7 protein-coding genes and 1 pseudogene are annotated in these 19,144 nt (G+C 67.0%); 3 read left to right on the top strand and 5 right to left on the bottom strand.

The features are described 5' to 3' along the window. Window positions 1–81 precede the first annotated feature (81 nt). The gene (locus ACFC79_RS20195; protein WP_376241936.1) at window positions 82–648 is read right to left on the bottom strand and encodes a hypothetical protein; all 567 of its coding nucleotides are present in this window, start codon (window positions 646–648) and stop codon (window positions 82–84) included. Window positions 649–812: 164 nt separating this feature from the next. Between ACFC79_RS20195 and ACFC79_RS20190 the strand changes: the two genes are divergently transcribed. Continuing rightward, on the top strand, window positions 813–2,078 hold the full coding sequence (locus ACFC79_RS20190; RefSeq protein ID WP_376241955.1) for a sensor histidine kinase: 1,266 nt from the start codon (window positions 813–815) through the stop codon (window positions 2,076–2,078). Next, window positions 2,071–2,703, top strand: coding sequence for a response regulator (locus ACFC79_RS20185; RefSeq protein WP_376241934.1), 633 nt, complete (start codon window positions 2,071–2,073; stop codon window positions 2,701–2,703). Before ACFC79_RS20190 ends, ACFC79_RS20185 begins: the two co-directional genes overlap by 8 nt. Window positions 2,704–2,911: 208 nt before the next feature. Here ACFC79_RS20185 and ACFC79_RS20180 read toward each other — a convergent pair whose 3' ends face one another. Next, window positions 2,912–5,740, bottom strand: a complete 2,829-nt coding sequence (locus ACFC79_RS20180; protein ID WP_376241932.1) for an AAA family ATPase — start codon at window positions 5,738–5,740, stop codon at window positions 2,912–2,914. Between the two features lie 91 nt (window positions 5,741–5,831). Further along, on the bottom strand, window positions 5,832–6,599 hold the full coding sequence (locus ACFC79_RS20175) for a thioesterase II family protein (RefSeq protein ID WP_376241930.1): 768 nt from the start codon (window positions 6,597–6,599) through the stop codon (window positions 5,832–5,834). 600 nt (window positions 6,600–7,199) lie between these two features. Here ACFC79_RS20175 and ACFC79_RS20170 point away from each other — a divergent pair. Further along, a pseudogene (locus tag ACFC79_RS20170) lies at window positions 7,200–7,328 on the top strand (AAA domain-containing protein); the annotation flags it as partial. A gap of 219 nt (window positions 7,329–7,547) precedes the next feature. Here the strand turns inward: ACFC79_RS20170 and ACFC79_RS20165 are convergent. Continuing rightward, on the bottom strand, window positions 7,548–8,042 hold the full coding sequence (locus tag ACFC79_RS20165) for an SMI1/KNR4 family protein (protein WP_376241928.1): 495 nt from the start codon (window positions 8,040–8,042) through the stop codon (window positions 7,548–7,550). Window positions 8,043–8,182: 140 nt separating this feature from the next. After that, window positions 8,183–18,838, bottom strand: coding sequence for a LamG-like jellyroll fold domain-containing protein (locus tag ACFC79_RS20160; RefSeq protein ID WP_376241927.1), 10,656 nt, complete (start codon window positions 18,836–18,838; stop codon window positions 8,183–8,185). Window positions 18,839–19,144 lie beyond the last annotated feature (306 nt).

The raw sequence follows: 19,144 nt of genomic DNA, 5'->3' as shown, positions 1-19,144 counted from the left end.
TGTTTTTTTTTTTTTGTTGCTTTTGGGGGGGGTTGGGCTTCCGGTGGGTCTCGTTCCCCCCAAAACACCCCGCCACCCTATTCAGAGTGCGGCGCCGCTGTTGCTCCGCGGCTGGGCGATCTCGTTCTGCGCCGCCTCGGCGGCACGCACCTTGCGCATCTTGGTCAGCAGGACGGCGGTCCGGGTCAGGACCATGGCCAGGGACATGAAGACGAACGCGTTGGCGTAGGTGTCCGGACCGCTGATCTTGTAGTCGATGGAGAACCGGATGAGGTCCTCCGTGAACCAGTGCTCGGCACCGTAGGCGAAGATCACGCGCCCACTGGAGAGTACAACCCAGACCAGCGCGTAGCCGATGCCCCCGATCGTGTAGATCTGACCGGACTCGTGGCGGTAGGCGGGCAGCAGCGCCCCGGCGATGAGGCCGGCGATCACACCGACTCCGACACCCACGAACTGGAACGAGACGTCGTTCCCGAGGGTGGGGAACGAGTGCACGAAGATGGCGATGACGACAGCGACGGCGATGACCGAACGCACCATACGCATCGTGGTGATCTGTCGGTGGCCGATGTCCGTGGCCAGAATAATGATCAGAATCGTTCCGCTGGCGATGAGAGCGGTGACGAACTGGCTCAACTGGTCCATGTGCATTGTCTCCTGCGGGCGGATCGGCTCTTGACTGCGGGTCACCGCTCGGGCGGCGTCCTGGTATCCAGGCTAGGTCCGCGGCACCGGTCGCGGGGACTACTGAACGGTGGGTTCCGACTGTCCACCGAACGGTGGACACGGTGGACACACGTGGTAGGACTATGGGCGTGCGCACTCATTCTCGACGTGGTGTTCCACGGGCTCGGCAGCACCAGGCGTCGCAGGACGGCGCGTACTACGGCCCCGAGTCCGGAACCCGCTGGTTCGGTCTGTGGGACGGTTTCTTCGCGCTCTCCTACTTCGTCACGGCCACCCTGCTGATCGGCGACGGCACCCATGCCGTCGCCATCGGCGCCCTGACTCTGATCGTGCCCTGGTACGCGGGCTTCGGCCGGCCGCTGATGATCCGGGACGACGCCGCCGGGCCGCGGAACCTGGTCTTCGCGGGTGTCCTGCTGGTGCTGTTCGGCGCGGTGACGTCGTTCACCCTGTCCGGTGCCTTCGCGATGTTCGCGGTTGTTCCGATGCTCATCATGAGCCTGCCGATGCGGCAGGCGGTCGTGGTGGTCGTCGTCGCCAACCTCTGGCCGGTGCTGGTGGTGTGGGTACGCGGTGAGGACCTGGGCCTCGGGGTGCTCCAGGTGCTGCCCTTCTCGTTGCTGAGCGTGGGGCTGTCCACCCTCCTCGGGATGTGGATCAAGCGGGTGGTGCGCCAGAGCAAGGCGCGCGGCGGCCTCATCGAGGAGCTCCAGCGCAGCCGGGAGCGGGTGGCCAGGCTCTCCCACGAGGCCGGGATCTCCGCGGAGCGCGAACGGTTGGCGAGGGAGATCCACGACACCATCGCGCAGGGCCTGACCAGCATCATCGGCCTGGTCCAGACCGTCGATTCGGAGCTGGAGCACGACCCCCAACGGGCCCGCGCCCATCTGGCGCTGGCCGGCCGGGTGGCCAAGGAGTCGCTCGCGGAGGCGCGGGACTTCGTCACTGCCCTCACCCCGCCCTCGCTGCGCGGCAGTTCCCTGGTGCAGGCGGTGCGCAGGCAGGCGGACGGCCTGATGGCCGAGACCGGCCTGGATGTGCGCTGCACCGTCGAGGGTTCCGAGAAGCCGTTGCCGATGACCGTCAACGTCGTCCTGCTCCGCTCGGTTCAGGAGGCCGTCGCCAATGTGCGCAAGCATGCCGGCCGGGCCCGGACGGTCGAGGTGGTCGTCGCCTTCGAGGAGGACACCGTCCGTCTCGTCGTCCGCGACGACGGCCAGGGCTTCACCCCCGACGGGAAACAGGACGGATACGGCCTGCGCGGCATGCAGGCAAGGGCCGCGGAGATCAACGGTTCGGCCACCGTCAGCAGCAGCCCCGGCCGGGGCACCACGATCGAAGTGACCGCCCCGCTCGGCGCGGTCGGCCAGGAGGCATTCAGTGGCTGAGACGACGACGATCAAGGTGTTGCTGGCCGACGACCACCCGGTGGTGCGCGAGGGTCTGAGCGCGATGTTGGAGTCCGCCGAGGGCATCAGCGTCGTCGGGCAGGCCGGGTCCGGTGAGGAGGCCGTCGTCCGGGCCGTGTCCCTTCGCCCCGACATCGCCCTGCTCGACCTGCGCATGGGCGACATGGACGGTGTGGCCGCCACCGGCCAGATCCTGCAGCGCTGCCCCGGCACCCGAGTCGTCATCGTGACCACCTACGAGGACGATGCCGACATCCTGCGCGCGGTCGAGGCGGGCGCCTCCGGCTACCTGCTCAAGGGCAGCTCCCGTCAGGAGCTCGTCGACGCCGTCCGCAACGCGGCCCGCGGCGAGACCGTTCTCACGCCGTCGCTGGCGGGCAAGCTCTTCCGGCCCCGCGCCGTCGAGCCCTCCCCGCTGTCGGGGCGGGAACGCGAAGTCCTCGGCCTCGTCAGCCAGGGTCTGACCAACGCCGAGATCGGTGCCCGTCTCTTCATCGGCGAGGCCACCGTCAAGACCCATCTGCTGCGCACGTTCAAGAAGTTGGGTGTGTCCGACCGCACGGCGGCGGTCATGACGGCGATGGAGCGCGGCCTGCTCGCCTGAGGCACGTCCCTCGGCCCGTACCCCCGTACGGCACCCGGTCCGGGCTCGGCACGGCACCCGAACCGGGGCTGAACGCGATGTCCGAACCGGGGGCTCGAAGCAGGCAGTTGCGGCCTGCTCCGGGCCCCGGACCCGACAGAACACCGAACGGGGGTACGGGGGGTGAGGAGGATGCGGGAGGCCCCGCAGGTCCCCTCCTCGGGGACCGTCAGGCAATCCCGGTGAGGCTGCTGTCCGCGAGCTTCGCGGGCAGGTCGCGCCGCCGCTTCACCTTCAACTTCCGGTATATACGGGTGAGGTGCTGTTCCACCGTGCTGACGGTGACGTACAGCTTGGACGCGATCTCCCGGTTCGTATTGCCGTGCGCGGCCAGAAGGGCGACCCGCGCCTCCGCCTCCGTGAGCGCGTCGACCTCGGGCTGGGCGGCGTCGCCGCCCGCCTGCGCAGCCGGAGCAGCGGTCTCGGTCCCCTCGCCATGGCTGGGGATGAGCTGGCGGCACAACGGCTCCGCACCGCACGCCTTGGCGACATGCCATGCCTTGCGCACCAGCACCCGAGCCCGGTTGAAATCCCCCAACGACCGGTATCCGCGACCGAGTTCACCGAGGGCATGAGCGAGCCGGAGTCGGTCGTCGCCGTTCTCCAGAATCTCGACGGCCTCCTTGAGGCGGGGAAGACGGCGCCGGAGGTCGTCGCCCCGGGCCTGGATCAGCAGCAGCGCACCGCGCAACTCCCGGTTCCCCGGACTGCGCCGCAGCTGTTCCTCGGCGAGTGCGTGGGCCCGCTCGGGCTCGTCCAGGGCCAGCCATGTCTCGGCGGCGTCCATCCGCCACGGCACCAGCTGCGGGATGTCCACCCGCCAGGCGGTCATCAGGTCGCCGCAGGCGTCGAAGTCCCCGAGGGCGGCGTGGAATCGGCCGGTTGCCAGATGGTAGCGCCCACGGGCGCGCAGGTAGTGCAGCCCCAGCAGGGTCTGGAACAGCCCCTCGGGAACCGGGTGTTCCAGCAGCAGCATGGCCTCGTCGTAGCGGCCCATGCCGGTCTCGGCCTCGATCAGGGTGGCCAGTGGCAGGCTTATGGCAACGCCCCAGCCCGCCGGGGATATGCGGGAGAGCGCGTTCCGCGCCTGGTGCGCGGCGACCGTCAGATCGCCCTGTCGCAGCGCGATCTCGGCCCGCACCGCGGACAGCACCGCCTGCCAGGTGGGTACCTGCCGGCTCGCACACTCGCCCAACAGCCGTTCGCACCAGGTCTGGGCGAGGTCGATCCGGTCGGCGTAGACGAGGGCCATGAGGGCGAATGCCAGCGGCTGCAGGGCGTTGTCGGACAGGTGGTAGCGCTGAAGGACGCGTTCGGCCTCGATCACCGCGCGATGTGCCTGGCCCTCGCCGAGGGCGGCGGTCAGGGCCGCCGCCGACTGCGCGTACGCCTCGCCCGCCAGGTCGCGCGGGCCGGTGGCGGCCGACCGGTCGGTGGCGCCGACGGTGGGAACGCGGGAACGCAGCGGAGGGCTGACCGCGGTCAGCCACTGCGCGGTGGCGGCCAGGGCCGCACCCCATGCATCGTCACCGACGGCACCGCCCGGCCCACCAGGGGCCGGGCGCTCGGCTGCGGACAGCCGGGTGACGGCGTCCGCCGCCTGCTCCAGCCGTCCGGACCACAGGAGATACGAGACGGACAGCGCGAGATCGCGCGAGGCGACGCGACCGGCTTCCAACTCGGCAACGAGTTGCGGGAGATGCGTCTCCGCCGATACGGGTCCCAGTCGCCAGGCGACACTGACCAGACGAGTCTTCAGGGCCGCCCGCGCGGGCCCGTCCTGGCTGGCGGAGTGGGCGAGTTCCAGGCAACGCAGCGCGAATTGCAGCTCCTCCTCCACGAGGGCGTACTCGGCCGCCTCGCGCAGCACGGGCACGGCCCAGCGCTCGGCATCCCGTCGGGCGGCGACCAGATGCCGGGCGACTTCGAGCACGGCGGCACCGTCGCTGTGGAGCAGCTGGGCGGCGCGCCGGTGCAGCGCGGCGAGGGTGACGGGGGGCGCGGCGGCGAGCACTGCGGCGCGCGCGGCGGGGCTACGGAAGGTCCCGCCCTCCAGCAGCGCACTCTGGCGCAGGTCCTGTACGCCCTGCTCGACGACACCGGCATTCAGGCCGAGAAGTTCGCCCAGCAGCGCCGGACTGTGCGCGTCGCCGAGGACCGCGATGCCTTGGGCGATGGTCAGCGCGTCGGGGATGCCGCGGTGCAGGCAGCCGAGCACGGCCTGGGCGTACGCCTCACCGGGGACGGGCCGTTGCAGGGATTCGCCGTACTCGCCGTCGGCCCGCCAATCCTCCATGAGGGCGCGCAGCAGCAGCGGGTTGCCGCCGGTGAGCCGGTGGCACTCGGGGGCGAGCCTGGTGGCGACGGGACCGGACACCCACGCGGCGAGTACGCGCGCGACGCCCGGCTCGGTCAGCATGTGGAGCCGCAGTCGGCCGCAGTTGGGCTGGCGGAGCAACTCGGCGTGGAACATGAGCTGTTCCTGGCGCAGCCGGGTGGACTCGGTGAGCACCACCAGCACCTTGGCCTGCCGTACCCGGCGGGCCAGGTGGAGCAGGAACTGGAGGGAGTGCTTGTCGCCCCAGTGCACGTCGTCGACCGTGATGACGAGGGGGCGGCCCTCGGCCAGTTGGAGGAGGACCGAGGAGACGCGGGACATCATGCGCAGCCGGGTGGGAGCGTCGCTCTCCTCTTCGGTGTCCACGGCGTCCAGCAGTGCGATCGCCTCGGCTCGGGCCCGGGGCGACATGGCAGCGTTGTCGAACACCTTCTTCAGCAGCCCGAAGGGCAGTTCACGTTCCGAGCGGGATCCGGCGGTCTCCAGCAGCAGCACGTCGCCGGTCAGGGCCCGTTCGGCGAACCTGCCGAGCAGGTCGGTCTTTCCGCTGGCGACGGCGCCGCTGACCAGTGCCAGCTGCCCCCTGCCCTGTTTCGCGCTGCTCAGCATGTCGGTCAGCGTCGCGAGATGGCTATCACGTTCGAAAAGTTTTGCAGCCAAGGTGAGTTCGTCCCCCAGAACCCTGACCTGCGGTCCGGAATTCGTGGCCGGACCGCAGGAATGGTGCGTCGATTGCGAATGCGCGGTCCGGTCAGGACTGCTGTCGGCCGGCCCCGGAAATCTTCTTGGAAATGATGTCGATGATCTCGGCCGCGTGGTTGGCCAGGAAGAAGTGACCGCCGGAGAAGACACGGATGTCGAATTCGGCGGTGGTGTGGACGCGCCATGCCTCGGCCTCTTCGAGGCTGGTCCTGGGGTCGCTGTCACCGGTGAAGACCGTGATCGGGGCGCTCACCGCGGCTCCGGCCTCGGAGCGGTAGGTCTCGATGGCCGTGTAGTCGCTGCGGATTGCCGGCAGGACCATCCGCAGGATCTCCTCGTCACCGAGGATGCGGGAGTCGGTGCCGCTCAGGAGCTGCATCTCCTTCACGATGCCGTCGTCGTCACGGCGGTGCACGTTCTCCTCGCGGTAGCGGGACGGCGCCCGGCGCCCCGATGCGAACAGGGCGATCGGGGCGGGAAGCCCGTCCCGCTCCAGACGCAGCGCCACCTCATAGGCGAGAACGGCGCCCATGCTGTGGCCGAAGAAGGCCGTCGGCACATCGAGCCAGGGCTTCAACTCGGCGACGACGGCGTCCGCGTAGTCGGGGATGTTGTCGATAGCCGGGTCCAGTCGCCGGTCCTGGCGTCCGGGGTACTGGAGGCAGAGGACGTCAACAGCCGGGGAGAGCGCCTTGGACATCGGGAAGTAGAAGGGCGCGGAGCCTCCGGCGTGCGGCAGGCACAGTAGTCGGACACCACTCTCCGGAGCTGGGTGGAATCGGCGTATCCATGCGCTGTTTTCTCGCTTTTCACCCATGTGCCGAAGATACTTTCCCTCAAAGTTCCGTGTACTCACACGCCCTGCGGCCGGAATAAACCTGATCCAACCCCAGAACAAGTCATATGTTTATCACGGTAGTTGACGTAGGGGGTACCCCTATGTTTAGGCCAACACCCCCACATGGGGTGGCGCGTAGACTTGTGTTCGATTAGATGGTGGATTTGGTTTACTCCGGATGTCCCGAAGAAGTCCTCGACACCTCCGTACGCGAGCAGGACGACCGACGGGCGAAGCCCTCCTCACCCGCACGAGGGCCCCCTCCGCCGTGGCCGGCCCTGACGCCTGAGTCCGGCTGCGCACGCTCGCCGATGTCCCGCAGCACCCTGCGGAAGTACCCGACCCGTTGGACGCCGAGGAGCACGGTCCGCCCCAACACGTCCAGCGCGACGAGACGGGGAACTGACGTCCCTTCCGACGAAACAGCGCAGCATCGCCCTTGGCCTCCTGCTCTGCCTGTACGGCAAGGAGCACCTGCTGGATCGCACGGCATGGGTGGCCGGATGCCACCCCTCCCCCGCCCCCTGACTGTTTCAAGCAGACACCCTCGTGCCAAAGTCGCCGCACGGACGCTTCCCTCTTGGCCCGGCCCTGTTCGATCTCGTCGTCATCGACGAGGCCGGCCAGTGCGCCATCCCGCACGTCCTGCCGCTGCTGTTCCGCGCGCGGCGCGCCCTGGTCATCGGCGACCCCATGCAGCTCACGCATTTCACGAAAACTCTGGGAGCCTTGCAGGCCGGGTTCATACCAGTGGGTCTCAAGCGTCCCGTGACGGTCCGCAACTGGCAGTTGGCTCCTGACACCGACACGCCACCACCGGCCAGCCGTCCACCGGAACGGTGAGCCGACATGCACCACGGCACGGTCGCAGACCATGCGCGGTGGGTCTCCGTTCCCGTACCCGGAACGGAGACCCACCCAGATCTTTCAGTCGTCGAACCCGATGTCCGCGTACGGATCGGCCTCGCCCGTCCAAGGGTCGATACCCTCGTCCACCAGGCGCTTCTCCTCGCGCCAGTGCAGGAACCGTCCGGTCCCCGCGTTCCACAGGGTGGTCTCCGCGACTGGACAGGTGTCAAACTCACCCAGGATCAGCCGACTCAGGAACTCGGCCATACCTACTGGGTAGACGGTCCACGGTGAAACCGGGCTCGGCCGCAGCACGGCCACCGGCCACTGATCCGGATCGGAGTGAGACGTCAACCAGCACACCACGTCGGCCGCGGGCGTCACCGCCCAGGCAATGACGGTGTCGCTCTCTCGTACGGGGCCCGTGCCTCCATCAGGCACTGCGCCCACCGTCCACTGGTCACGCGCGTTGGCGGTCTCGGTAGCCATGTCTCCGACGTCATCGCCCTCGGAACTCAGGGGACGCAGCACCTCGAAGGAGTCGCTGATGCCTCCGGCCCCGTAGATCCTCATGAACTCAACGTAGTCGGAGGGGAAATGAGTGCCCCAAGTGGCGGCAAGCACCTGCCAGTCGACTTGCTCATCCACTCCGGCATCCGAGGGAAGGAGGTCCCCCAGGGCGGCGACCGCCTCCGGTCCTCTTGCTTGCCCAGTCACCGCATTCTCCCTACGGGTTGCGGCACTCCCTTGTAGGTCACTGTGCCCAAGTTCCGCCACTGGTTGTACGTACGACTGTACAGCGAATTGGGAACCACCTCGTCGAAGCTGATGCCTTGACTTCCGTCCGGGTTCACGCCGTTCGCCCGCATTTCGAACGAGACAGGGACAGTGCGTGGCCCGTTGTAGCGTGGTTCCACGGTGTATTTGACTACCTGGCCCCCATCCACCGCCGTGCGTACCTGCGCTTCGAAGAAGTACATGTTGTGCTCAAGTCGGCCGTTGTCCTTGCTCACCCAGGTGTTGGCTGCCCGGGAGCAGGTTGCCAGATTTTCCAGATTTTGGCCGTCACCACTCAAGTCGGAGCCGAGCAGATGGCAGTTGTTGATACTGCTCCTCGGATTCAGGCCCAGGTGACTGGCGTAGCGGCCCGCCCACTGGTAGCCGGGCGGTCTGATCTCGGCGCTGACGTCACTGCCTTCGTTTTCCTTCAGGAAGGCTGCGTCGAGACAGGCGTATGCCCCAGTGGCGCGTTCTCCGTTGGCGGCGTCCCGCTTACCGTACCGACTCCAGCCCTTGCCTTTCTCACGGCAGTCTTCACGGTCGTTGCCATCCGTTCCAGTGCCGCCACCGTTGTCGGGCTGGGTGCCGGGCGCGGGGTGTTCGGCCGGGACCATGTCGGGTATGTACTGCTCGGTCTTGGTGAGCTCGAGCATCTGGAGGGCAGTGACCGCAAGCTTCCAGCCATCGCCGGGCTTCCAACCGCCCTGCTTGGGGTCCCAGTCCGGCTTGGGTGTCGGACGGTCGGGGGCAGGTTTGGGGTTCTTGCCGTTGTTGGGGTTCTGGTCGATAACCGGGCGAGGCGGGCGGACGACAGCCCTGGTGGAAGTGTATGCATACCCATAGGAACGGCCATAGGAACCGCCGTAGCCTCCGCCGGAGTAGCGTCCGGAGTAGCCACCTCCACCGCCGCCGTAGCTGTATGACGGGGAGGAATAGCCGTACGACGGATACGAGTAACTGGACGACGGGTAGGAGTAGCCGTACGAGTAGCTGGATCCATAGGACCACGACAGGCCACTGCTGAAAGAGGGCGCCTGCCAGCTGTATCTGCTCACTGCTCCGTACACCAAGTCGTTTACACCCTTGGCGAGCTGCGCACAGTAGGCCTTGCAGGCGTAGGCCGTGGCGACTGCTGCGACGAAGTACAGCGCCTCGGTACCGCCGTACACAATGGCGCAGGTCGGGCAATGTCCGTTGGGGTCTACCAGGTTGATCGGGCTGGCGTTGGCGTAACCGTAGCGGTTGCCCTGGGCGGACGGGGACGGGTCAAGTGTCCAGGTATCCCTGGAAGCGAAACCGCCCGTCCCCGGCTGGTACCAGCGTGCGGCCATGTTGACGTCGCCGGTTTCGGGGTCGGTCCAGCCGGACTGGTAGCCGAGTGAGGGCATGATGCCGCCGGTGGAGGTCTTCTCACCGAAGGGGTCGTAGGAGGTGGAGCCGGCGACAGTGGTGCCGTCGGCCGTCAGGGCCGCGGTCAGGTCGGTGTGCTGGTCGGTGATGGCCCATTGCTTGTCGGCGCCGGTGCCGACTGCGAGGAGGGCACCGCCAGGGGTGCGGGTGTAGTGGCTCGTGCCGTCGTCGGCCAGGTTGTTGGAGCCGCCGTCATAGGCGAAGGGCATTGTTCCGTTGCCGGTTGCGCGGTCGAGCGAGTCGTAGGCGAAGGTGGCGGCTCCGTCGGTGATCTTGCGTTCGAAGGCGTCGAAGGTGAGAGCGCGGGTCCCGTTGCCCGGAGAAGTCACGTTGGTGAGAGTGCCGCGTGCGGAATAGACGTAGGTCGACGTCCCGTCGTTGATCAGACGGTTACGGGCGTCGTAGATGGCCGTTGTGTTGCCGGCTTCGATGCGGTTGGACGCGTCGTCCCAGCCGTACTCGGTGGTGGTGGAGCCGTTGTTCCAGGAGGTCATCCGGCCCGCCAGGTCGTAGCCGTACGTGTGCTCGGCGGCTCCGGATGTGCCGTTGGTCGTCTTTTTGGTCAGCCGGTCGTCGTTGTCGTACTGGTATCGCACGGCTGCCGTTTCCGACGTTTCTGCAGGGTCGGTGATCCGGTCGCTGGTAAGACGACCGAGGTCGTCGTAGCCGTAAGTCCGGCGTGCTGATTCGTTCCAGGTGGTCGAATCGGCCGGCTGTGTTTCGTAGCGTTCGGTGACAGGGCGGCCCGCTGCGTCGTACTGGTAGCGGATGTCGTTGTTGGTGATTCCGTCCCGGGTGCGGTCGAGCCTTCCGGCGGCGTCGTAACCGAACTCGGTCGTGATGTCCGCGTTGGTGCGTGAGGTCATGTTGCCGTCGGCGTCGTATGTGTAGGCCGAGTTCCCTCCCGGTCCGACGGCGGTGAGGAGCTGTCCCCGGTCGTTGTACGTGTACGTGTCGCGGCCGGACTGTCCGCCGGTGCCGATCGCGGTGAGGCGTCCGGCGAGGTCGTACTCCAGCGAACGGCTCGCCGTGGCGGCTTCGGCGCCGGTACCGGTCTCCGCTGTCATCCGGCCCAGCCCGTCGTAGGTGCGCTTGCGCTCGACTCCACCGGGCAGCAACTCCAGAATGCTCTGGCCCGCGGCGTCGTAGGCGGTGGTCCACGTTCGGTCGGCCGCTTCCGAGTGGGCGTCGGTGGCCGGTTCGATGGTTGATTCGGGCTGGTTCCAGGGGGTGAAGGTGTAGGTGGTGGTCTTACCACGTCCATCGGTCAGCCTGGTCAGGTTGCCCGCCGCGTCGTAGCCGAAGCCGATGGTGATGGACTTGTCGGCGCCGACTGCTTCGGTCTGGCCAGTGATCCGGCCCAGAGCGTCGTACGTGTATGTGGTGCGTGACTTCTCCGCGGACGTGGCGGAGGTGCGGTTGCCGTCGAGATCGAACTCGGCCGAGACGGAACGCAGCGGGGTTGTACCGGTACCGAAGTCGGTCCGGTCCAGGGCGTTGCCGAGTACGTCGTAGGTGGTGGCGCTCCGGCGTCCGGTGGGATCGGTGGTTTCGATCCGCCGGCCGAGGCCGTCGTAACCCATTCTGGTTGTCCCACCCAAGGGGTCGGTGACCGTCTCGACTTCTCCCGCCGCGCTGTAGGTGGCGGAGGTGGTGCGGTTGCCCGGAGTGATCGAGGAAATCTGGTTGCCCGCTTCGTCCCAGGTGTACCGGGTGGTCAGGTTCTGTGGCGAGGGGTACCGCTCGATCGTCGTGGCCGTCAGCTGCCGTCCGAGTTCGTCATAGGTGGCCTGGCTCCGTGCCCCCGTGGGGTCGGTCTGTGACAGTCGAAGTCCGGTCGGTGTCCAGGTGTAGCGGGTGACGCCGGCGCCGTCGAGGTCGTTCTGCGTTCCGGTGCCCGGGGTGGCAAGCGGATTCGGCGACGGGCCGATGAAGGCCGGGGCGCCTGCCACGGGGTCGGTCTTCTGGATCACTTGGCCGAGTTGGTCGTAGCCGTAGCGGGTTGTCCTGCCGAGCGGGTCGGTGGTTGCCACGACGTTTCCCAGAGCGTCGTATTCGGTGCGCGAGACAGAGGTGACCTCGGAGCCACCGGGCGGGGTGTAGTCCGGGAGAGTGACAGCCGTGGTACGGCCGATTCGGTCCGTCTCGGTGCGCACGATGGCGCCTCGCGCGTCTTTGGTATCGGTGGTCTCCCCGAATGTGTTGTAGCCGGTGAGGGTGGTGGGCCGCACCGTCTGGGCCGGTCCGCCCTTCTCCTCCGCCTCAGCCTTCGGCGCCGTCTGCTCCACTGGGCGCCCCAGTTCGTCGTAGCGGATCGTCGTCGTGTAAGCGGCGGCGTCCGCGCCGGGGGCGTTGCCGCGCGGGCTGACACCGGTGACAGCGAGCCCGCGCTGGTCGTACGTCTGGGTGGTGGTCCGCTTGTCCGTCCCGTCCGTGAGCGTCGACGTGACGAGGTTGCCCGCCGTGTCGTACGTCGCGGTGGAGGTCAGCTTCTTGCCGGTGGTGTCGATCGTCTGCGTCTGCTCGGTGACCCGGTCGTCGCCGTCGTAGCCGAAGGTAGTGACGCGGTTGAGGCCGTTCGGGTCGAGCACTGCGTGGGTGGTCCGGCCCGAGGCGTCCACGGTGTTGGTCACTGTGGTCCTGCCGCCTCCCGTCACCTGCTTTATTGCATGGCCGGCGCCGTTGTAGGTGAGGGATTCCAGGACGATGTCACGCTTGGTGCCGTCCGACTGGGTGACCTGACGTGCCGTCGTGGTGGCGGGCAAGCCGTCATCGAAGTACGTATAGGCGGTGGTGGCGCCCATGGCGTCGGTTGTGCTTGCCAGGCGTCCGGCCGGGTCGTAGGCGTTCGAGACGAGGACGAGGTCCTGGAGCTGTCCGGACTGAGCACCCGTCCAGTCCTTCAGTGCGGTCTCGGCGTGCTGGCCACGCTTGGTGTAGGTGTGAACGACCCGGTTCCCCTCGGCGTCCGTCTCCTCCGTCACGCGCCCCATCAAATCGTGTGCGAAGACCGTGGTCGCACCTTCGGCATCCGTCACGCTGTCGTTCAGCCCGTGGCCGTCGTAGTGGTACGTCGTGGTGCGCTTGGCGTCGCCACCGGTGGTGTCCTCCGTCGACTCGGCCAGCAGTCTGCCGTCGTCGTCGAACGACCGGGTGGTCCTCGCCGTGTGGACGGTGCCGGTGATCTCGTTCTTGACCCCGGTGCCCGTCTCGCTCGTGAGACGGGACATGCTGTCGTAGCCGTAGGTGGTGGTCACCCCGTCGGGGAAGGTGTCCGACACCTGGGTTTCGGTGAGTTTCCGGCCCAGACCGTCGTAGGTGTACGTCGTGACGAGACCGGAGGGAGCCGTCGACCGGGCAAGATCGCCGTTGGAGTAGTAGGCGTACGACGTCGCCGCGGTGGCCGGTGTCTTCGTCGTGGCGACCAGGCCGGCCGGTGTCGTGCCGCCGCCGACCGCGGGTTCGCTGCCCGTGGTGTATGTGGTGGCCGAGCTGCGGCTGTCGGCAAGGGTGGTGGTGTCCGGCAGACCGAGAGCGGTATAGGTCATCGCGGTCTTGTACCGGTTGTCGGTCGGGTTGGCCGAGCGCGCGTCCCTCACCGCGACCGGTTTGTCGTTGCGCGGATCGAGCGGTTTGCCGCTGTCCAGGTAGTAGTCGGTGAACGAGGTCCAACAGGAGTGGCTGTCCCGGCATGTGGTCGTCGAGACTGTGTTGCCCCTCGCATCGTGACCGGTGATGGTGGAGTGCCCATTGGGATCGGTGACGGTGTGAAGGTAGCCGCCGGAGTCGTAGGCGTACGTGGTGGCACCGCCCTCCGCGTCGGCACCGGAAACCTTCCGCTGGCCGCGGAGCATGTCGTACGTGGCGGACGTGGTCCGGCCCGCCGGATCGGTGACGGTGATGGTCGCGCCGAGCGTGAGACCGGCGGGTCGGCTCTGAGCCTGGTAGTGGCTGCTCACCTGATCGGCGGTGAGAGCGTGCTGGTAGACGGCGGGTTCGTCGATCTGTCCGGTGATGTAGTACGTGCCGGACGCGACACCCATCCACCCCTGGCTCGCGTATCCCGCGCCGAGATAGGCGTACTTGGTTCGTGGGTCGACCCGGGTGCCGTTCAAGGTGCCGACCAGGACGCTGTCCAGGTAGAGGGACTGCGTCGTACCCGAGGCGGAAAGCACCACGTGGTGCCATTTCCCGTCCGTCACCGCCTGGCTGGAGGTGATGGGCGTGGCGCCGCTGACGCCCGAGAGCCAGAATTCACCTCGGAGTTTTCCGGCCTGGTCGATGTTGAGGATCGGTCGCCAGGAGGTCGGTGTCGTTCCCATGGCTGTGTTCTGGGTGCCGAGAAGCACACCGGCGGACGATGTCATGAACCACATTTCCACGGCCAGGTCTGCCGAGTCGCCGAACACCGCGGAGGGGAACTCGACGTATCCCTTTCCGCCGAGTTGGACGGAGTCGTCGGCACCGGGACCGAATATCCCTGTCGCACCCAGTCGCGTCGGCGCCTTTCCGCCTTCGTTCGCGGAATGGAACTCCGCGTCACCGTTCGACACGGCCATCTCATCGGCGAGGGTGGTTCCCGTCGTCTCACCGAGGCGCCAGTAGGCGGCCGGTGCATCGCTGACCACGCTTCCTCGATAGGTGTCGTCGCTGCCCAGGACCAGGCTGTTCCTGGCACGGTGGTGAGCGGATATCTCCTTCTCGCCGGGAGTCGACGAACCGGAGGCCGGAGGCAGCATCAACGAGTGGTCGTACAGGGCGACCTCATCGATCTGGCCCACGAAATTCCGGTATCCGACGGTCTCACCGTCCCAGCTCGTCGAGGAATAGCCGCCGCCGATGTAGAGGTGGTCCCAGCGCGTCGAGTTGTTGCTTCCCGCGGCCGTCCCCTCCAGAGCACCGTCCACGTACAGATACTGCTGTCCCTCGTACGCGGTGAACACCACATGGTGCCAGTCCTCGTCCGTCACCACCGTGCTGGAAATGGCGGAGCTGCCACCTCCTGTGAAACGTCCGCGGAGCTTACCTGCGGAGTCCACCAGGAGCATGGGTCTCCACTGTCCGGGCTTCTCTCCCAGCTCCGTGTCCTGCATGGTGACGAGGACGCCCTGCTTCGCCGTTCTGAACCACAACTCCAGCGAAGGGGTTGTAGAGGTCCCCAGTGCTTCCACCGGAACCTCGACCGCTCCCTGCGAGGCATCGCCGTCGAACGTCACCGACGTGTCGTCGCCGTCGGCGAAGACGCCTGCACTGCCGAGGCGGGCACCATCGAGGTAGGAGCCATCCATGCCTTCACCGACCGCACTGACGGCGGTGGCTCCGGCACGCTCGCCCAGGCGCCAGTAGCCCAGCGGCTTCGAGGCCGTCACCGCCCTGGCGTACGAGGAGGACGCCGAGGAATAGGAGGGCTCAGAGATCTTCCACGTGCCCCCGTTCTCGTCCGTGGTCTCCGTCACGCGGCCGTTGCGCCCGTCATAGGCCACGTTCGCGTGGACGCGGCCGGACGGGCTGACGACCTGGGTGACTCTTCCCGTCGCCGCGCGAGCGGTGTAGTGCTCGGCGACCGTATCCTCACCGAGCGGGTGATGGTACACGGCCACGTCGTCCATCTGGCCGGTGAAGCGGCGCACGCCGGCGGCCGCACCGTCCCAGCCGGGGCTGGACCAGCCTGCTCCCAGGTAGGTGTAGGTACGTTCCCGGTGGTCGATGGGGCCGGTCAGGGAGCCGACCTTGGCCCCGTCGAGGTACATGGTCTGGGTCGTTCCCGCGCCTGTCAGCACGACGTGGTGCCACGTGTCGTCGTTGACCGAGGCAGGGGAAACTATGGGTGCGGCCGTCGCCGCCGCGAGAAACTCGCCGCGTAGCTTCCCGGCGCTGTCGACCGCGAGAACCGGGTTCCAGTCATGCGGATTTCCGTCGTCGAGCTTGCCGTCCTGGAAGGCCATGAGCACGCCGGACCCGGCCGTCTTGAACCACAGTTCGACAGAGAGGAACGTCGAGGTGCTGATCGTGCTCTCGGGAAGTTCGACGACCGAGTCCGTGCCGTCGAATCCGGCGGCCATGTCGGTCGTGCCCTGCAGAGCCCCGTCCTGCCCGAGCAGAAGATCGCGGTAGAAGGCATCGTTGAGTCCTGTAGCGGAAGGGGACTCGCTGACGCCGGTCGAGCCTTCCTCCTCGCCGAGCCGCCAGTACGCGACCGGGTTCTCGTCCATCACCATGCTGCGGTAGAGGGAACCGTCCTCATACGTGTAAACGGTGCATGCCGTTGTGGTACCGGGTGGGCAGACCCGTGTGAGGCGATCTCCCTCATAGATGTAGGACCAGGTCAGTCCCGGTAGGTCGGAGGCGGTCGCGCTGGTCGTCACGGTCGATACATGTCCCTGGGACCAGGTGAATCCGAGGGAACGCCCGGACAGCTCATCGGTCACGGACTTCAGCGGCCCGCCGTCCTCGTCCTGGTAGCGCAGTGCCTGACGTCGACCGGCGCCGTCCGCCACGGAATGCAGCAGCCCGCCCGACCCGAAATGGTAGGTCGTCCCGGACTTCTCACGCAGCACCCAACCGTCGAACTCCCGCGTCAGGGTTCGCGTGCCGCCAACCGGTCCGGTGTAGGAGCCGTCGGGGTTGCCGCCGAATCTGACACGTGACCCATCGGCCAGGGTTATCAGTACCGAGTCGGTCTGCTCTTCTTGCAGCCGCATGTCCCAGCGGCTGGACCAGCCGTTCCCGAAAGCGTTGTCGCCATGCGAGTCGAGCGAGTTGTACGTGCGGTTCACCGCGAGCTCGGGACCGACCGTCGGCAACGCGGCATCCGTTGCCGTGGTCGAGTAGTTGCCCGCTCGGGATCCGAACTCCTTGCCCGCGTCGCCGCCGAGATGGGAAGTGACAGCGGGCTGAGGCACCTGCGTGGTGAAGAGAGCGGGGTAGGGACGCGCCGAGGTGTCCTTGCCGTCGTACACATACGCGTACCAGGCATACGTCTTTCCCCAGGCCAGCCAGGAACTGGGCACCGCCCACTGCTTCGCCGTACTGCGTGTACCGGTACGGCAGTTCTTGCGGACGTCCTTGCCGCTCACCTCGCACACCTCGAAGGAGTACTGAAGTGCGCCGCCGGGAAAACCGTCGGGGTCCCTGCCCTCCGCCCACAAGGTCGGTGTGAGCGAGTTGACGACCGCGCCGCTGGCGGGAGCCTCCCGGGTCAGCTGTGGCGGAATGTTCACAGCGGCGAACTTCACCGCGGGGCCCGCCACGCCGGCGCTCGTGAAACGACTGACGCCCACATCGTCCATCGTCCAGACGAGGGTGTACGAGGCAGCCGCCAGTGGAGCGATCTTCGCTTCCAAGGTCACGCTCTGTCCCGGCGCGACGGCACTCGGCATGGCGGTCCAGCGGATCTTCGAGGAGTCCGTGATCTCCGTCCCCGACGCGTTGTACAGGTTGTAGCGCAGCTTGTAGTTGCCGCCCTTGGACCAGGTCTCCTGCCCCTGATTGGTGACGGTGACCTTCATCGAACCCTCGCCGGTCGCCGTCACCGGCTTCACGAAGCCACCGAGCTTGTACGCGGCCCCGTACTTCGTCCAGGTGACGTCAAGGCTGGGCTTCCCATTGGGGTAGTCGTCGGAGCCGAACTGCTTCCAGCCCTTGGAGTCGGTGGTCGACGCCTTCACCGCCAGCCCGTAGTTCTTCTTGCGGCCATGCGTCCAGTCGTCGACCAGCCGGCGTCCTGCCGAACCCAGCTTGATGGTCTCCCATGCCGGCCCGCACGACCAGGTATTCGTGTTCGCGGGACGCCAGCCGTGCGCGAAGCTCTTCGACACCAACGAGGCACCCGTCGCCGGTCCGGGGTACTTGGTAGTCGTGGACTCGGCCCAGTTGGAGGTGATCGGGTGAATGGTCACCGGCCGAGCGGTGCAGGACTGCGACCAGGTGTTGTAGAGCGCCAGGTTGGCGCTGATCACCCAGGCGTTCTTCAGTGTGCTCTCCAGACCGGAGAACCGGAGAAAGGACGCCGCCTTGTGGGACCCGCCGTCGTACGTCCCGACCTTGAGCACTGTGTCGCTGGAGAAATTCTGGTTGTACGGGGACTCGACATACGTACCGGACGTCGCCTTGACGGACTTCACCGACGGATCCACCCGTACCGGGAACACACGCTCCGGATCCTTCAGCCACTCCTCGTCCAACGAGACGCCGAGGACTTGCTGCCCCGCCTCCTCGGACAAGGTGTACGTCACTCCGGAGGAAACCGCTCCTTCGTTCGCGTTCTCGGCCAACCGGGAGTCCGCCATCCAACCGGACGGCATCCACGCCCGCCGCTGACCGTCCGCATCCACGAACTCCACGGCTCCATACTCATCAAGACGGGCAGTCAAGCCTTCCAGCACCAGCGGGAAACGCCAGCGCGTCGGAGCAGTACTGTCCTTGAGGACCAGCACCTCCTTCACGGAGTCACCGCCTGCCGTCAATTCCAGGTCCGTCGCTCTGTTCACCTCGGGATATCTGATGACACTCCCGTCGGCCCTTCCCCGCGAGCGGACCGCATCCGCCAGCGAGTAGCCGACAGACAGGCCCTCGTCCAGGCCGACTTGGACAACCGGCGCGGCGTCCGCGTACTCGGCGAAGGTGATGGCATCCTCCGTCGACCGCGCTTCCCAGACCGAACCCAATCCGCTCATCACCCCGGCACCGTCCGGCCGGACGAGAGTCGTATCGATCTCCTGCCATCTCCCGTCGGCTGTACGGAAGTTGATTGGTTCGTCATAGAACCGGGTGGTATACGTGCCGTCCGCATTGCGGAACGTACGCGCTCTTTCCGCACGCTCCCCGGCGAGTTCCTCGCTGGTGACGGCATCGAAGCCCTGCGGATCCACCCCAGCGGGGGCCTCGACCTCCTCCACAGGCCCCATGGACAGCGGCTCGGGCTCACCGCCGAGCACTCGGGCAACCGACCGTTGTTCCAGCGGGAGTTCGGTCGGGGCCTTCAACGCTCCGTCACGCCCACCCGTCGCCGATGCCTCGGTGGCCGCGGTCGACACTTCATGACCGCGACCTCGCGCAGACCCCCATGACTGATCAGGGGAATCGCCGGCACCGACGCGGGCGGCGCCGACCCAGGATGCCGCCGCCTGAGCAGCCTGCTCGGTGCCCGCCAACACCACCATGAAGAAGGCGATGGGCATGACGAATCGACGTGCGGCACGCACGGGGGACCCCCCAATGTGAACGACCAAGGAAGATCATTCCTAATGTCACACATAGGTTCTACACAAGCCCCACACAGAGAACGAAACGAGACCCCACCATCACGCGAGGTGCTGAATTCGATACCAAAGGTGCTAGATCGTTCAATTTCGAGACTCACAACGAACCCAAGCCTGACATCAAAGTGAGGCACACCACATTCGAATCCAGCGAGCGCTTCCCGCCCTGCGGTTCGCTTCACTGACAGTGAGTCATCGCACTTCGCGAGAAGGCGGAACCCAAGG

Source organism: Streptomyces sp. NPDC056061 (genome assembly GCF_042266885.1).
Classification (GTDB): Bacteria; Actinomycetota; Actinomycetes; order Streptomycetales; family Streptomycetaceae; genus Streptomyces.
This window is presented reverse-complemented; position numbering and strand designations above follow the sequence as displayed.